Source organism: Streptomyces sp. NPDC001816 (assembly GCF_042892235.1).
Classification (GTDB): Bacteria; Actinomycetota; Actinomycetes; order Streptomycetales; family Streptomycetaceae; genus Streptomyces.
The window spans coordinates 101,607-116,554 of record NZ_JBIATY010000011.1; the positions used below are offsets into that span (position 1 = coordinate 101,607).

The 14,948-nt window shown below is 72.4% G+C and carries 12 protein-coding genes; 6 read left to right on the forward strand and 6 right to left on the reverse strand.

Annotation, left to right across the window (positions count from 1 at the left end; genetic code table 11):
• Positions 1 to 3 precede the first annotated feature (3 nt).
• The 3 genes from ACFYZZ_RS32770 to rsmH all read right to left on the reverse strand — a co-directional run bounded on the left by ACFYZZ_RS32770 (position 4) and on the right by rsmH (position 3,581).
• Positions 4 to 1,968 carry a penicillin-binding transpeptidase domain-containing protein gene (locus ACFYZZ_RS32770; protein WP_389183720.1) on the reverse strand — a complete coding sequence of 655 codons (1,965 nt, stop codon included), beginning with the start codon at positions 1,966 to 1,968 and terminating at the stop codon, positions 4 to 6.
• Between the two features lie 5 nt (positions 1,969 to 1,973).
• Positions 1,974 to 2,561 carry a septum formation initiator family protein gene (locus ACFYZZ_RS32775; protein WP_389183722.1) on the reverse strand — a complete coding sequence of 196 codons (588 nt, stop codon included), beginning with the start codon at positions 2,559 to 2,561 and terminating at the stop codon, positions 1,974 to 1,976.
• A gap of 63 nt (positions 2,562 to 2,624) precedes the next feature.
• Positions 2,625 to 3,581, reverse strand: coding sequence for a 16S rRNA (cytosine(1402)-N(4))-methyltransferase RsmH (gene rsmH, locus ACFYZZ_RS32780; RefSeq protein ID WP_389183725.1), 957 nt, complete (start codon positions 3,579 to 3,581; stop codon positions 2,625 to 2,627).
• Positions 3,582 to 3,936: 355 nt separating this feature from the next.
• On the opposite strand from rsmH, the gene ACFYZZ_RS32785 reads away from it, so the two are divergent.
• From ACFYZZ_RS32785 to ACFYZZ_RS32800, 4 genes are all read left to right on the forward strand, one after another.
• Positions 3,937 to 4,548 (forward strand): beta-class carbonic anhydrase, encoded by a 612-nt coding sequence (locus ACFYZZ_RS32785; protein ID WP_389183728.1) that lies wholly within the window; start codon positions 3,937 to 3,939, stop codon positions 4,546 to 4,548.
• Between the two features lie 265 nt (positions 4,549 to 4,813).
• A complete protein-coding gene (locus ACFYZZ_RS32790; protein WP_386574287.1) occupies positions 4,814 to 5,854 on the forward strand; it encodes an AAA family ATPase in 1,041 nt (346 codons plus the stop codon).
• Positions 5,854 to 7,212 (forward strand): DUF58 domain-containing protein, encoded by a 1,359-nt coding sequence (locus ACFYZZ_RS32795; RefSeq protein ID WP_386574288.1) that lies wholly within the window; start codon positions 5,854 to 5,856, stop codon positions 7,210 to 7,212. Before ACFYZZ_RS32790 ends, ACFYZZ_RS32795 begins: the two co-directional genes overlap by 1 nt.
• Positions 7,212 to 9,599, forward strand: a complete 2,388-nt coding sequence (locus ACFYZZ_RS32800; RefSeq protein WP_389183732.1) for a DUF3488 and DUF4129 domain-containing transglutaminase family protein — start codon at positions 7,212 to 7,214, stop codon at positions 9,597 to 9,599. The genes ACFYZZ_RS32795 and ACFYZZ_RS32800 overlap by 1 nt, the downstream gene beginning before the upstream one ends.
• A gap of 98 nt (positions 9,600 to 9,697) precedes the next feature.
• Here ACFYZZ_RS32800 and ACFYZZ_RS32805 read toward each other — a convergent pair whose 3' ends face one another.
• The 3 genes from ACFYZZ_RS32805 to ACFYZZ_RS32815 form a co-directional block, all read right to left on the reverse strand.
• A complete protein-coding gene (locus tag ACFYZZ_RS32805; protein ID WP_386574290.1) occupies positions 9,698 to 10,084 on the reverse strand; it encodes a DUF3040 domain-containing protein in 387 nt (128 codons plus the stop codon).
• Between the two features lie 276 nt (positions 10,085 to 10,360).
• Positions 10,361 to 11,188 carry a methyltransferase gene (locus ACFYZZ_RS32810; RefSeq protein ID WP_389183735.1) on the reverse strand — a complete coding sequence of 276 codons (828 nt, stop codon included), beginning with the start codon at positions 11,186 to 11,188 and terminating at the stop codon, positions 10,361 to 10,363.
• A gap of 123 nt (positions 11,189 to 11,311) precedes the next feature.
• On the reverse strand, positions 11,312 to 11,875 hold the full coding sequence (locus ACFYZZ_RS32815) for an SAV_6107 family HEPN domain-containing protein (protein ID WP_389183738.1): 564 nt from the start codon (positions 11,873 to 11,875) through the stop codon (positions 11,312 to 11,314).
• 167 nt (positions 11,876 to 12,042) lie between these two features.
• On the opposite strand from ACFYZZ_RS32815, the gene ACFYZZ_RS32820 reads away from it, so the two are divergent.
• Together ACFYZZ_RS32820 and ACFYZZ_RS32825 are read left to right on the forward strand one after the other, a co-directional pair.
• Positions 12,043 to 12,888, forward strand: a complete 846-nt coding sequence (locus ACFYZZ_RS32820; protein ID WP_389183741.1) for an ATP-binding cassette domain-containing protein — start codon at positions 12,043 to 12,045, stop codon at positions 12,886 to 12,888.
• On the forward strand, positions 12,860 to 14,944 hold the full coding sequence (locus ACFYZZ_RS32825) for a YhgE/Pip family protein (RefSeq protein ID WP_389183744.1): 2,085 nt from the start codon (positions 12,860 to 12,862) through the stop codon (positions 14,942 to 14,944). The genes ACFYZZ_RS32820 and ACFYZZ_RS32825 overlap by 29 nt, the downstream gene beginning before the upstream one ends.
• Positions 14,945 to 14,948: the final 4 nt, after the last annotated feature.

Consider the following 14,948-nt stretch of genomic DNA (forward strand, 5'->3'; position numbering starts at 1 on the left):
TGATCAGGGCTTGTATTCGACGGGCAGGTTCGCCGGCTTCGCCCCGGTCGGCGGGACCTGGAGGGTCTTCAGGGCGAACTCCATCACCTTCTTGTAGATGGGTCCGCAGATCTGGCCGCCGTAGTAGCTGCCGGACGTGGCGTTCTGGATCGCGCAGTAGACGGTGATCCGCGGGTTGTCCGCGGGTGCGAATCCGGCGAACGACGAGGTGTAGCCGCGGTAGCGGCCGGTGGCCGGATCCACGCGGTTGGCCGTACCCGTCTTGCCCGCGACCCGGTAGCCGGGAATGCGGGCCTTGACGCCGGTGCCGTGCTCGTCGTCCACGACGGACTCCAGCATCTGGGCGAGCGTCCTGGCCGTCTTCTCGCTGACCACGCGCGTCTTCCGAGGCTGGGCGGCAGGGGTGAAGCGGCCGTCGGCGCCCTCGGTGCCGCGCACCAGGGTCGGCTCGACGCGGACCCCGCCGTTGGCGATCGTCGAGTACACGGAGGCGGCCTGCATGGCGCTCAGGGAGAAGCCCTGGCCGAAAGGAACCGTGTACTGCTGCGACGTCGACCACTTGCCGGCGGGCGCGAGGATGCCCCTGGTCTCGCCGGGGAAGCCGAGCCCGGTGGGGCCGCCGATGCCGAACTTGCGCAGGTACGAGTAGAGGACCTTGTTGGCCTCCGGCTGGGTCTTGCCGAGCTGGCCGGTGGCGAGGATGGTGCCGATGTTGCTGGACCTGGCGAGCACGCCGTTGAGCGTGAGGTACCAGGTCTTGTGGTCCATGTCGTCCTGGAAGAGGCGGTCGCCGCGGTGCAGCCGGTTCGGTACGACGACGTGGGTGAGCGGGGTGGCCGCGTTCTGCTCCAGCACCGCCGCCATCGACATCACCTTGGCGGTGGAGCCGGGCTCGTAGGCGTCCTGGACGGCCGGGTTGCCCATGGCCGCCCCGTCGGCCTTCGACAGGTCGTTCGGGTCGAAGCCAGGAGAGTTGGCCATGGCCAGGATCTCGCCGGTGCGGGTGTCCTGGACGATGACGTAGCCGCGGTCCGCCCTGGACTTCTTCACCTGCTCGGTGATGGCGTTCTGGGCGGCCCACTGGATGTCGCGGTCGATGGTGAGCTCGACGTCGCTGCCGGGCACGGCGGGCGTCTCCGTCGAGCCCGCGGTGGGCACCTCGCGGCCGCCGGACTGGGCGTAGCGGATCTTGCCGGCCTTGCCGGACAGCTGCTTGTTCAGCTCCTGCTCGATGCCGCCGCCGCCCTGGCCCTCGGCGTTGACCCAGCCCAGTATCCCGGCGGCCAGCTCGCCGTTGGGGTACACGCGCTGGCTGCTGGGGTCGGCGAAGACGCCCGCGAGCACGTTGGCCGAGGTGTTGTCGGTCTTGGCCTTCTGGGCGAGCGCGTTCTTCAGGTCCTTGATCTGCTTCCAGACCTGCGGGGTCTGCCGGGTGGCGAGCCGGGTGTAGCGCGACAGCTTGTTCGCGGGCCTGAGCTTCTTGACGATCGTGGCCTGGTCCTGGCCGAGGATCGGCGCGAGCAGCGCGGCGGCCTGTTCGGGTCCGTCGTCGATCTTGAGCTGCTTGACGGTGAACATCGTCGGGTCGGCCGTGATGTCGTACGCGTCCTCGCTGATGGCGAGGGCCACACCGTTGCGGTCGGTGATCTGGCCGCGGTCGGCGGCCAGGGTGTGCACGACGTACCGGTTCAGTTCGGCCTTGGCGGCGTACGCGCTCGCGTCGACGGCCTGGACCTGGAGCAGCCGTACGACGAAGGCGAGCAGCACCAGGGTGAGCGCGAGGCCGACCATGCGCAGCCGGGGTCGGGGGCTGCCGAGCCGGAGGGCGGGCGGGGGCATGGGCCGGGCCCCGCTCGGCCGGCGGGCCGGACGGGCGCCGGGCTCGGGCTGCCGCCGTACGGCGCCCCGCGGCCGGGGCGGCTTCGCGGGGCCGGGCACGCGGCGCCGCGGCGCTTCCCTGTCGGACACTTCCGTCACCTGCCGGGGGTCGGGGTGGGCGCGGACTGGAGGGTGGCGGGCGGCGGCACCGCCCCGCCCGGGGCGGCCGCCGGGGCCGAGGGGGCGGGGGTCGCGGGCGGCTGTGTAGGCGCGGCCGAGGGGAACGACGGGGTCGCGGCGGTCGAGGGCGGCACGGAGGCGCCGGGGGCCATGGGGAGGGCCTCCGGGGCGACGGGCTGCGCGAAGGTGGCGGGCTCGGGGCTGGCCGCGTTCGGTACGCCCTTGACTTTGCCGTCGGAGCCGAGGAAGGCCGGGTCGCCGCCGGGGACCATGCCGAGTTCGCGGGCGCGGCGCTGGAGGGCGTCGGGGGACGAGTAGGCGTCGATGTCCCGCTGCAGCGCCTGTTCCTCGTCGGTGAGGTTCTTCGTCTGCTTCTGCAGGTCGTCGAGTTTGAACGAGCCTTCACTGAGGGCGGAGTTGAGCACCAGCAGCCCGATGAGGCCGCCGCCGAGCAGCAGGACGACGAGGAGGACGAACGGGGTGCGGGCCGCGCGGGCGCGGCCGGCCGGGAAGAGCCGGGCGAGCCGGGCGGCCCTCCCCCTCAGTTCGGGTTTCCTACTCACTGGGCCTCCGGTGGCTCCGGCGCGCCGACGGGTGAGTTCGGAAACCCAACCGACCCGATTCGCTCACTCGGCGTCCTCCCTGATGCGCTCGGCGCCCCGCAGCCGGGCCGGGGCGGCCCTGCGGTTCTCGGCGACCTCTTCCTCGGTGGGAAGTTCGGCACCGCGCGTGAGCAGCTTGAGCCGCGGCTGGTAGCGCTCGGGCACGACCGGCAGCCCGGGCGGCGCGGTGGACGCGGCGCCGGCCGCGAACACCTGCTTCACCAGCCGGTCCTCGAGCGAGTGGTACGACAGCACGGCGATGCGCCCGCCGACGGCGAGGGCCTTCACCGCGCCCGGGATCGCCCGCTCCAGGACGGACAGCTCGCCGTTGACCTCGATGCGCAGCGCCTGGAAGGTGCGCTTGGCCGGGTTGCCTCCGGTGCGCTTGGCGGCCTGCGGCAGCGCGTCCCGGATCAGCTCGACGAGCCGCGCGCTGTTGCTGAACGGCTCCTTCTCGCGTTCGCGGACGATGGCGGAGACGATCCGCTTGGCCTGCTTCTCCTCGCCGTACGCGCGCAGGATCCGCACCAGCTCGCCCGCCGGGTAGGTGTTGAGGACCTCGGCGGCGCTGATGCCGGTCGTCTGGTCCATGCGCATGTCGAGGGGGGCGTCCTGGGCGTAGGCGAAGCCGCGGTCGGCCTCGTCCAGCTGCATGGAGGAGACGCCGAGGTCGAACAGGACGCCCTGCACGCGCGGGATGCGCAGCCGGTCCAGTACGTCGGGCAGCTCGTCGTAGACGGCGTGCACCAGGGTGGCCCGGTCGCCGAAGGGCGCGAGCCGCTCGCCGGACAGGCGCAGCGCCTCCTTGTCCCGGTCGAGGGCGACGAGCCGCACCTCGGGGAACCGCGTCAGCAGGGCCTCGCTGTGGCCGCCGAGGCCGAGGGTGCAGTCGACGACCACCGCTCCCGGCCCCTCCAGGGCAGGTGCCAGCAGATCCAGGCACCGCTGGAGCATCACCGGGACGTGTCGACTCTGACTCAAGGGGGCCTCTCAGTTCCGGCGGGCCGTGACGCACCGCCGGGTCCCCGCCCGCTCTGTGAAGGGGAGGCCTGCCGGCGCCGGAAGCGTCAGCCGACCGGGAGCGGGAGGAGGCCGAGCCGTACGTACGCGCCGCGCACGTGGGGAGACGGTCCGGGTGTGGGCCGGGGTCTCCGGGGTTTCACCAGCAGGGAGAGCCACCCCTCCCGCTTCGCGTCACTTTAGTCCACCGTGTCTCGCGGTCAATCAACCGGCCTGCGCGTCGCGTACCGCACCTCGGGCGGAGCGGCAATTCGAAAAGATTCACCCGTCCGGCCCCCGTTTGCCCTCCGTGTGGGTTAGCTCACAACAAGCCACGATGACGTTCTTTGTCCGCTCTCACAGCAGGCCAGGACCGGGGGTGACCAGTAACGTCGTCAGTATGACGACTTCCGCAGCAGTTCCCCCTGGATCCGAAGCCGCCATAACCAGCGGTGGCACCGTGACGGACCGCCTGGTGGAGGCCAACGGGCACTACGCCGAGGCCTTCACCGACCCCGGCATGGACGCCCGTCCGGTCCTGCACGTGGCCGTGGTGGCCTGTATGGACGCCCGACTCGACCTGCACGCCGCGCTCGGCCTGGAGCTCGGCGACTGTCACACCATCCGCAACGCGGGCGGAGTCGTCACCGACGACGTGATCCGCTCCCTGACCATCAGCCAGCGGGCGCTCGGCACCCGCAGCATCGTCCTGATCCACCACACCGGATGCGGTCTGGAGTCCCTCACCGAGGACTTCCGGCACGAACTGGAGATGGAGGTCGGCCAGCGCCCGGCGTGGGCGGTGGAGTCCTTCCGGGACGTCGACCAGGACGTCCGTCAGTCCATGCAGCGGGTGCGCACCTCGCCGTTCCTGCTCCACACCGACGACGTGCGCGGCTTCGTCTTCGACGTGCACACCGGTCTGCTGCGCGAGGTCGACCCGGCCTGACCGGGGCCGCCGGCCCACCCCGAACACCACCGCCTGCGAAAGCATTCCGCCGCACGGCATCGAAAACGGTGGTCGAAAAGACCGTAAGACCGACATCGTGCGGGCAGTTGTCCACAGGCGAGTGACACGAATCGGTAACGGCAGCAAGAATGCGGGGTGTGGGCGTCGCGTGGAACCTTTTCCACGCGGTGTCCGTGTTTTCGGGGTGGGCCGGTTTCGCATCGCAGAGCGTCGGCCCGAGTAAGAACGGGCCGAGGAGGGCCGGGTGACGACCTATGACGATCGAGCGAGCCTCACTGATCTGACCGCCACTGTGGAGCGTGTCCGCAGTTCGGTGGAGGGTGTGATCGAGGGCAAGCCCGAGGTCGTACGGCTTTCGCTGACCGTACTGCTCGCCGAGGGACATCTGTTGATCGAGGATGTCCCCGGAGTGGGCAAGACCATGCTCGCCAAGGCACTGGCGCGGTCCATCGACTGCTCGGTGCGGCGCATCCAGTTCACGCCCGACCTGCTGCCCTCGGACATCACCGGTGTGTCCATCTGGGACCAGCAGCGCCGGGACTTCGAGTTCAAGCCGGGCGCCATCTTCGCGCAGATCGTGATCGGCGACGAGATCAACCGCGCCTCGCCCAAGACCCAGTCCGCGCTGCTGGAGTCCATGGAGGAACGCCAGGTCACCATCGACGGGCAGAGCTACGAACTGCCCAGCCCCTTCATGGTGGTGGCCACGCAGAACCCGGTGGAGATGGAGGGCACCTATCCGCTGCCCGAGGCGCAGCGCGACCGCTTCATGGCCCGGGTCTCCGTCGGCTACCCGAGCGTCGAGGCCGAGCTGCAGATGCTGGACGTGCACGGCGGGGTCTCCCCGCTGGAGGACCTCCAGCCGGTGGCGCACGCGCACGAGATCGTGAAGCTGATCGAGGCGGTGCGCGGGGTGCACGTCTCCGAGGCGGTGCGGCGGTACGCGGTGGAGCTGGTCGCGGCCACCCGCACGCACCCCGACCTCAGACTCGGCGCCTCCCCACGCGCGACGCTGCATCTGCTGCGCGCGGCGAAGGCGTCCGCCGCCCTCAGCGGCCGGGAGTACGCGCTGCCGGACGACGTCCAGGCACTCGCCGTCGCCGTCCTCGCCCACCGGCTGCTGCCCACCGCCCAGGCCCAGCTCAACCGCCGTACGGCCGAGCAGGTGGTGCTGGAGATCCTGCAGCACACCCCGGTGCCCGCGGCGCCGCAGCAGCAGAGCGGCTTCGGCGGTCTCGGCCGGGGTGTCCCGGCCTATCCGCAGCAGCCCCCGCGGAGTCTGTGATGAGCGCCGGGGGGACGGGGCAGGCGGAGTCCGACCGCGGGGAGGCGGGCGGGGTCCGTACGGCCCTGGCGGGGCTCACCACTCGCGGGCGTTCCTTCCTGGCCGCCGGGATCGCGGCCGCGGTCTGCGCCTATGTGCTGGGCCAGATGGATCTGCTGCGGGTCGGCCTGCTGCTGGCCGTGCTGCCCCTGCTCTGCGCGACCGTGCTCTACCGCACGCGCTACCGGGTGGCCGGCAGCCGCCGGCTCTCCCCCGCGCGCGTGCCCGCGGGCAGCGAGGCCCGGGTGCACCTGCGGGTGGACAACGTCTCCCGGCTGTCCACGGGCCTGCTGATGCTCCAGGACCGGGTGCCCTACGTGCTCGGGCCCCGGCCGCGCTTCGTGCTGGACCGGGTGGAGCCGGGCGGCCGCCGCGAGGTGTCCTACCGGGTCCGATCGGACCTGCGCGGCCGCTATCCGCTGGGTCCGCTGCAGCTGCGGCTGACCGACCCGTTCGGGATGTGCGAACTCACCCGCGCCTTCTCGACGTTCGACACGCTGACCGTCATCCCGCGCGTGGAGCCGCTGGCGCCGGTCCGGTTCAGCGGCGAGGCCAAGGGGTACGGCGACGGGCGGCAGCGCTCGCTGGCCCTCGCGGGCGAGGACGACGTGATCCCGCGCGGGTACCGCTACGGCGACGACCTGCGCCGGGTGCACTGGCGCTCCACCGCGCGCTACGGCGAGCTGATGGTGCGCCGCGAGGAGCAGCCGCGCCGCTCACGCTGCACGGTCCTGCTGGACACCCGGGGCGTCGGCTACGAGGGCGCGGGCCCCGACTCGGCCTTCGAGTGGGCCGTCTCGGGCACCGCGTCGGTCCTGGTGCACATGCTCGAACGGGGCTTCACGGTGCGCCTGCTGACGGAGAACGGCAGCTCGGTGCCCGGCGAGGGCGCCGACGGGTTCGCGGGTGCCGGCCAGGACTCCGCGGACGCGGCCGGGCTGATGATGGACACCCTCGCGGTGATCGACCACTCCGACGGCACGGGCCTGTCCCGGGCGTACGACATGCTGCGCGGCGGGAACGAGGGGCTGCTGGTCGCCTTCCTGGGCGATCTCGACGAGGAGCAGGCCGCGGTGGTCGCGAAGATGCGCCAACGCAGCGGCGGTGCGATCGCGTTCGTGCTGGACCCGGACACCTGGGTGCGGGAGGCCACGGACGTACCGGGCCCGGGCGATCGGCACGGCGAGCGGCTGCGCATCCTGCGCGAGGCGGGCTGGACGGCGTTGAGCGTGCCGCGCGGCGCCTCGCTGAACGATCTGTGGCGGCAGGCGGACCGGGAACGCTCGGGCCTGACCGCGGTGAGCGGGGAGGCACTGTGATGAGCGGGCGGGCACGACTTGCCCTGTGTGCCGCCGCGGCGACGCTGATGGCCGCGTGCGCACTGCTGCCCCTGGTGGACCAGCCGACGTGGCTCTTCCAGACGGTGCTGCTGGTCGCCGTGCAGGCCGGAGTGGGCGCGGCGGCCCGGCGGGTGCCGCTGGCTCGGCCGCTGACCGTGGCGGCGCAGGTCCTGGTCACGCTGATGCTGCTGACCCTGGTCTTCGCCCGGCAGCAGGCGCTCGTCGGGCTGGTCCCCGGTCCGCAGGCCTTCCGGCACTTCGGCGACCTGCTCCAGCAGGGCTCCGACGACGTCAGCCAGTACGCGATACCGGCACCGCTCACCGACGGCATCAAGCTGATGCTGATCGGCGGTGTCCTGGTGATCGGCCTGCTGGTGGACACCCTCGCGGTGACCTTCCGCAGCGCGGCCCCGGCCGGACTGCCGCTGCTCGCGCTGTACTCGGTGGCCGCGGGACTGTCCGGCGGCGGCACCGACTGGCTGTGGTTCCTGGTCGCGGCGGCCGGCTATCTGATGCTGCTGCTCGCCGAGGGCCGGGAGCGGCTGGCCCAGTGGGGCCGGGTCTTCGGCAGCGCGGCCCGCGCCCCGGGCGACCCGGAGGCCGGCGCGGTGGCCCCGGTGCGCACCGGACGCCGGATCGGCGCGGTCGCCCTCGGTGTCGCCCTGGTGGTGCCGCTGGCCCTGCCCGCGATGCAGGGCGGCCTGCTGGACGGCGCCGGAGCGGGCGTCGGCGCGGGCAACGGAAACGGCGGCACGATCTCCGCAGTCAACCCCCTGGTGTCCCTGCGCGACAGCCTGAACGTGGAGACCGACCGCCAGGTGCTGTCCCTGAAGACCAGTGCCGGCGACCTCTCGGACATGTATCTGCGGATCGTCTCGCTGGACGACTTCGACGGCACCACCTGGAAGCCGTCCCAGCGGCACATCGTCGGCGTGCCCGACGTCTTCCCCACGCCCGTCGGCCTGGGCACGGGCGTCAAGCGCACCACCGTGAAGACGACGATCACGGCCGCGGACTGGTACGCGCAGGACTGGCTGCCGATGCCGTACCCGCCGAGCGGTGTGCGGGTCAGCGGCAAATGGCGGTACGAGCCCGTCGGCATGACGCTCGTCGGTGACCACGGGCAGAACACGCGCGGCGAGACCTACCAGGTGAACAGCCTGGACGTGCAGCCGACCGCCGAGCAGCTGGCCGCGGCTCCGCAGCCGCCGGCGACGCTGAGGCGCGAGTACACCAACGTGCCGTCCAGGGTGCCGAAGGTGGTGGCCAGGACCGCCAAGGAGATCACCGCGGGCTCGGCGAGCCACTACGAGGAGGCGGTCAAGCTCCAGGACTACTTCGCGGTGTCCGGCGGCTTCCAGTACGACACCCAGGTGGAGGTCGGCCGCGGTCCCGACGCGATCGCGACCTTCCTGAAGAAGAAGCAGGGCTTCTGCGTCCACTTCTCCTTCACGATGGCGGCGATGGCCCGCACGCTCGGCATCCCCGCCCGGGTCGCGGTGGGCTTCGCGCCCGGCACCCCGCAGGCGGACGGCACGGTCTCGGTGAGCCTGAAGGACGCGCACGCCTGGCCCGAGCTGTACTTCGAGGGCGTGGGCTGGACCCGCTTCGAGCCGACCCCGACCCGGGGCACCGTGCCGTCGTACACCCTGTCGAACAAGCCCGGCACCTCCAAGCCGGAGGAGACCGTGCCGTCCCACGGGGCGTCGGCGGCGCCGTCGGTGTCGGCCTCGCCGAGCGAGAGCTGCAAGGCCCAGCTGCGGGGGCTCGACGCGTGCGGCAGCCCGTCCGAGGCGGTGGCGGCGCACAGCGGTGGCGGCGGTTCGTGGCGCTGGCTGTGGTACGCGCTGATCGGGCTCGGCGCCCTGGTGGTGCTGGCGATCCCGCTGGCGCCGATGCTGTGGCGGGCGCGGGTGCGGTCGGTACGGCTCGGCGCGCACGCGCGGACCGAGGAGGGCGCGGCGGCACACACGCTGGCGGCCTGGCAGGAGCTGATCGACAGCGCCTGGGACGTGGGCATCCTGCCGGACGAGTCGCAGACGCCGCGCAGGGCCGCGGCCCGGATCGTGCGGCTGGGAGATCTCGACCATGCGGCCGGGGCCGCCGTGCACCGGGTGGCGGACGCGCTGGAGCAGGTGCTGTACGCGCCCCGGCCGCGCCTGGTGGCTGGCCTGGCGGAGGACGTGCGCCGGGTGATCGCCGGCCTGAACGGCGGCGTGAGCGGGCGGACGCGGCTGCGGGCACGGTTCGCGCCGCGGTCGATGGTGCGGGTGCTGTGGGCGGTGTCGGCCCGGTGGACGGCGCTCAGGGCGCGTGCGGTGGCGGCCCGGCCGACGCTGCGCAGGCCTTCGGGGCAGCAGGGCTGAGACCGGAGAACGCGTGAGGGGTGACCACCGGCCGGTGGTCACCCCTCACGGATGTCTGCTGTGGTGTGCGCGAGCTGTGGGCGCGAACCGGCGAGCGGCTAGTGGCCCTGCTGCTCGTCCCGGCGGCGCTGCCAGCGCTGCTCGATCCGGTCCATCATGGAGCGCTTCTGCCGTACCTGGCGGCGCGGGGCGGCCGCGGGCTGCTCACCCGGCTTGGGCGCCTTCCGCCAGCCTGTGACGGCGAGTACGGCACAGCCCAGCATGACGAGGAAGCCCACCACGCTGACCCAGATCTGCTGTGCGACCATTCCGGCCATGAGGAGCGCGATACCCACGAGGAAGCCTGCGACCGCCTGGTAGACCCGCCGCCGGGTGTACGTCCGCAGCCCACTTCCCTCAAGCGCCGACGCGAACTTGGGATCTTCGGCGTACAGCGCTCGCTCCATCTGCTCGAGCATGCGCTGCTCGTGCTCCGAGAGCGGCACGGAGTCCTCCTCATCGTGCAGTCGCCGGGGCGACCTGGGGGTCCCTTCAGGATAGGCAGGGAATCGCCCCCTTGAAACCCGCCCCTCTACGCCAATAGGCCAACCGGAATCCGCCATGGCCGTCTCGGCTCGCTGAGGCTTCCATTCCCCGGCGGCCGATCCGTCATGCCGGACGGTATACCTCGATCATACGGCGCAAACCGCTCGATCGGGGGGCTTGTGGCGTACTCCATCTGCCGCCAAGTCCCTGATCAGCGCCGCGTCCCGGGAGGCCGCTCAGGCCTTTGCGGCCCCTCGCGTCTCACCGAGCACATGGAGCTGGGTGGCGACGGAGTGGAAGGCGGGCAGCTCGGCCGCCGCGGCCTCCAGCTTGAGCAGGGCGTCGAGGGCGCCGGGCTCGGTGTCCACGAGGACGCCGGGCACCAGGTCGGCGAAGACCCGCACGCCGTGCACCGCACCGACCGTCAGGCCCGCGCCCTCGACCAGCGCGGTGAGCTGCTCCGCGGTGAAGCGGCGCGGCATCGGGTCGCCGGCGCCCCAGCGGCCCTCCGGGTTCTCCAGGGCCTGCTTGGCCTCCTTGAAGTGACCGGCGAGGGCCCGGGCGAGGACGGCACCGCCGAGACCGGCGGCGAGCACGCTGAGGACGCCCTCGGGGCGCAGCGCGGCGACCGCGTTGCGCAGGCCCTCGGCGGGGTCGTCGACGTACTCCAGGACGCCGTGGTACAGCACGGCGTCGTAGCCGCCGCGCTCGACCACCTCGAACAGGCCGAGGGCATCGCCCTGGACGCCCTTGACCCGGTCGGCGACGCCGGCCTCGGCGGCGCGGCGCTCCAGCGCGAACAGCGCGTTCGGGCTGGGGTCGACGACGGTGACACGGTGACCGAGGCGGGCGAGGGGCACGGCGAAGTTGCCGCTGCCGCCTCCGGTGTCGAGCACATCCAGCGAGTCCCGCCCCGTGGCCTTGATCCGGCGGTCGAGGGCGTCCTGGAGGACCTCCCAAACCACGGCGGTACGGAGAGAGGCGCGGGGTCGGGAGGAGCCGGAGCGCGGCGACGTCGTTTCCGGGTGGTGGGGGGAGACGGGCGGGCGCATCGGGTCCGACACGGCAGTTGACTCCTCGGCAGGGCGGACGGCTTCAGGAAACTCCACCCTATTGCCTCCGGCGCCGTAGCCGGTCACCGCCGAGGTGCACTGCCGTGTCCGTCCCGACCGGTGGACCGTCGCCGGTCAGCCCGCGTCCGGCAGACCGTCGTGCGGGCCCGGGCCGCCGCGCTCGTCGGTGTCCTGCCGGGGCTGGGGCAGGACGGGCTGGAGCACCAGCATCCGCTCGACGATGCGGAGGAACATCCCCGCGTCGCGTATCAGGTCGTCGGCGTCCCGCTGTTTGGCCGCTCCCTCGATGCCCGCCTCGGCACGGGCCCGGCGGGCGGCGCCGGAGGCGAAGAGCGCGCTCCACTCGGTCAGTTCGGGGGCGATCTCGGGCAGCACCTCCCAGGCGCTGCGGATGCGGGCCCGGCGGCGCGGGGAGGTCTCGGGGCGGCCCCGGGCGGCGAGCACGGCGGCGGCGGTGCGCAGCGCGGCGAGGTGGGCCGTCGCATAGCGCTCGTTGGGGGTTTCCAGGACGGCGGCTTCTTCGAGGCCGGCCCGGGCCTGCGTCAGCAGGTCGAGGGCGGCGGGCGGGGCCGTGGCCCGGCGGAGCACGGGGTGCACATCGCTCGCCGGGCCGGTCAGTGAGGGGGCAGGGCCGGTGGCGCGGCGCCGGTGGGCGGCGGCTGCGGAGGAGTTGGCCATGACGAACCTCCTGTCGTCTGGGTGACGGCACAGGTGCCGTATGTGCCCATCGTGAGGTATGGCACTGACAATCCGTTCTGACCTGGGGTTTTGCCTCGATCGCAGGTTCGGGCGTATTTTTGCACTGACCAGTCAGTTCAAAAGATGGCAAGCATGCAGGGGGGCTTGTGGACGGCGTGAACGTCACAGCCGAGGGCCTGGGGCTCAAGGGGCCACGGGGGTGGGCCTTCCGGGACATCACCTTCGACGCGAAGCCCGGTTCGCTGATCGCGATCGAGGGACCGTCCGGCTCCGGCCGTACGTGCCTGCTGCTCGCGCTCACGGGACGGATGAAGGCCACCAAGGGCGCGGCCGCCGTGGGCGGGTCCGCGATCCCCCGGCACATGGCGGCCGTGCGCCGCGTCGCCGCCGTGGCCAACGTGGCCGGTGTCACCGACCTGGAACCGGCCCTGACCGTCGGGGAGCACCTGCGGGAACGGGCCCTGCTGCAGCACAGGTTCGGCGACTCGCCACGCCTGCTGCTGCGCCGCCGGACGGACCTGGCCCGCGAGTCGCAGCAGCGCGTCGACGCGGCCCTGACCGCCGCCGGACTCGACCTCGACGCGCTCCCCAAGGGCCCCCGCACGGCCGTACGCGATCTGGAGCGGCTGGAGGAGCTGCGCCTGTCCATCGCGCTGGCCCTGCTCGGCCGGCCCGGGCTGCTCGGTGTGGACGACGTCGAGACGAAGCTCTCGGACGCCGAGCGCGCCGAGGTCTGGGACCTGCTGCGGTCCATAGCGCGCGCGGGCACCACGGTCGTGGCGGTGTGCCGCACCGCCCCCGAGGGCTGCATCGTCGTCCCCACCCTCCACAGCGAGGACAAGAGCGACCTGCGCAGCGAGGACACGAGCGACCTGCGCGGCGCGGACAAGAGCGACCGAAGCGAAGCGAAGAGCGACGACAACAGCGAGAAGACCGAGAAGAACGACACGAAGGAGGAGGCCGATGCGCTCGCCCAGGCTGGCCGCGCTTGAGCTGCGGCGCTTCGGACGCGGGAAGCTGCCGCGCGCCGCCCTGGTCGCGCTGCTCGTGCTGCCCCTGCTCTACGGCGCCCTGTACCTGTGGTCGTTCTGGGACCCGTACGGCCGTCTGGACCGCATCCCGGTGGCCCTGGTGAACGACGACAAGGGCGCCACGGCGGGCGGGAAGAAGATCACGGCCGGCGACGACATCGTGTCCGGGCTGCGCGACAGCAAGACCTTCGCGTGGCACGAGGTGAGCGACGCCGAGGCCCGCAAGGGCGTCGAGGACGGCACCTACTACCTGTCCCTCACGATGCCGGCCGACTTCAGCGACCGGATCGCCTCCAGCTCGGGCGACTCCCCGGAGACGGGCGCGCTCCGGGTGCGCACGAACGACGCGAACAACTACATCGTCGGCCAGATCTCCCGGACGGTCTTCAACGAGGTCCGCAGGGCCGCGTCCACCAAAACGTCCCGGACCTTCCTGGACAAGATCTTCATCTCCTTCTCCGGCATCCACGACAAGACCGTGACGGCGGCCGAGGGCGCCGACCGGCTCAAGGGCGGTCTCGGGAAGGCGGAGAAGGGGTCCAAGGACCTCGCTGACGGCCTGAAGGACGCCAAGAGCGGCAGCGGCAAGCTCTCCAAGGGCCTGACGAAGCTCACCCAGGGCGCGAGCGACCTGGAGGACGGCTCGCAGCGGGTCGCGGACGGCACCCAGACCCTCGCCGACAACGTCAACGGCGTCTACCGCAAGGCCGGCCCCTTCCTGAAGGACAACGAGAAGACCATCGGGGACACCGCACAGCTGGTCGCCGACTCGGCCGAGGCGGTCCGCCACAACCTCGACGACCTGGTGAAGCTCGCGCCGGGCGCCGCGCGGGCGGCCCACGCGTCCGCGGCCGTCCTGGACGAGGTCTACCAGGCGCGCTGCGCGAACGCGGCGATCCCCGACCCCATCTGCCCCGACCTGAAGAAGGCCAGGCAGGCGGCCGCCGACGTGGCCACCGTCGCCGACGACCTCAACGCCCTGATCGCCGACCAGAACGGCGACCTGAAGACGCTGCGGACCAACCTCACCAAGCTGCAGACGCAGGCTCAGGCCCTGGCCGAGCGCGCGCCGCACCTCTACGAGGACGTGAACGACGCCGTCACGAAGATCAACAAGCTGAACGGCGGCGCGGCCCAGGTCGCCGCGGGCGCCGAGAAGCTCCATGCCGGACTGGGCACCGCCGGGACCGGCGCGGCCAAGCTCGACCAGGGCATCGGGACGGCCGAGTCGGGCGCCCAGACCCTGAGCGGCGGCATGTACAAGCTGGTCGACGGCTCCGGAAAGCTCGCCGGTGGTCTGCACGACGGCGCGAAGAAGATCCCCGACTACGACAAGCAGGACCGCGACGAGCGCACCGGCGTGATGGCCGACCCGGTCCAGCTCGCCACCCACGACCTGCACAAGGCGCCCAACTACGGCACCGGCTTCGCCCCTTACTTCATCCCGCTGTCCCTGTGGGTGGGCGCGATGGTGGCGTACATGCTGATCCCGCCGCTCAACCGGCGTGCCCTGGCGGCCGGTGCGCCGGGCTGGCGGATCGCGCTGGCCGGCTGGCTGCCGGTGGCCGCGGTGGGCGTGCTGCAGACGGTGGCCCTGATGTCCGTGCTGCACTGGGCGATCGGGCTGCAGATGACGCGGGCGGCCGGCACGGTCGGCTTCCTGTTCCTGGTGGCGGCGTGCTTCGCCGCGATCGTGCAGTGGCTCAACGCCCGCTTCGGCGCGGCCGGCCGGATCCTCGTGCTGGCCCTGCTGATGCTCCAGCTGACCTCGGCGGGCGGCACCTACCCGGTGCAGACCAGCCCGGGCTTCTTCAACGCTCTCCACCCGTTCCTGCCGATGAGCTACATCGTGGCGGCCCTGCGCCGGCTGATCACGGGCGGCGGGCTCGGCCCGGTGTGGCTGGCGTGCTGGGTGCTGGCCGCGTTCACCGCGGGCGCCCTGGCCCTGACCGCGCTCGCGGCCCGGCGCCGCCAGGTGTGGACGCTGGACCGGCTGCACCCGGAGCTGAGCCTGTGATCCT

Bases quoted from the DNA above. Each gene is read 5' to 3' on its own strand.
- ACFYZZ_RS32795 (WP_386574288.1), top strand. From the start codon at position 5,854: ATGAGCGCCGGGGGGACGGGGCAGGCGGAGTCCGACCGCGGGGAGGCG.
- ACFYZZ_RS32800 (WP_389183732.1), top strand. From the start codon at position 7,212: ATGAGCGGGCGGGCACGACTTGCCCTGTGTGCCGCCGCGGCGACGCTG.
- ACFYZZ_RS32815 (WP_389183738.1), bottom strand. From the start codon at position 11,875: ATGGCCAACTCCTCCGCAGCCGCCGCCCACCGGCGCCGCGCCACCGGC.
- ACFYZZ_RS32785 (WP_389183728.1), top strand. From the start codon at position 3,937: ATGACGTTCTTTGTCCGCTCTCACAGCAGGCCAGGACCGGGGGTGACC.
- ACFYZZ_RS32825 (WP_389183744.1), top strand. From the start codon at position 12,860: ATGCGCTCGCCCAGGCTGGCCGCGCTTGAGCTGCGGCGCTTCGGACGC.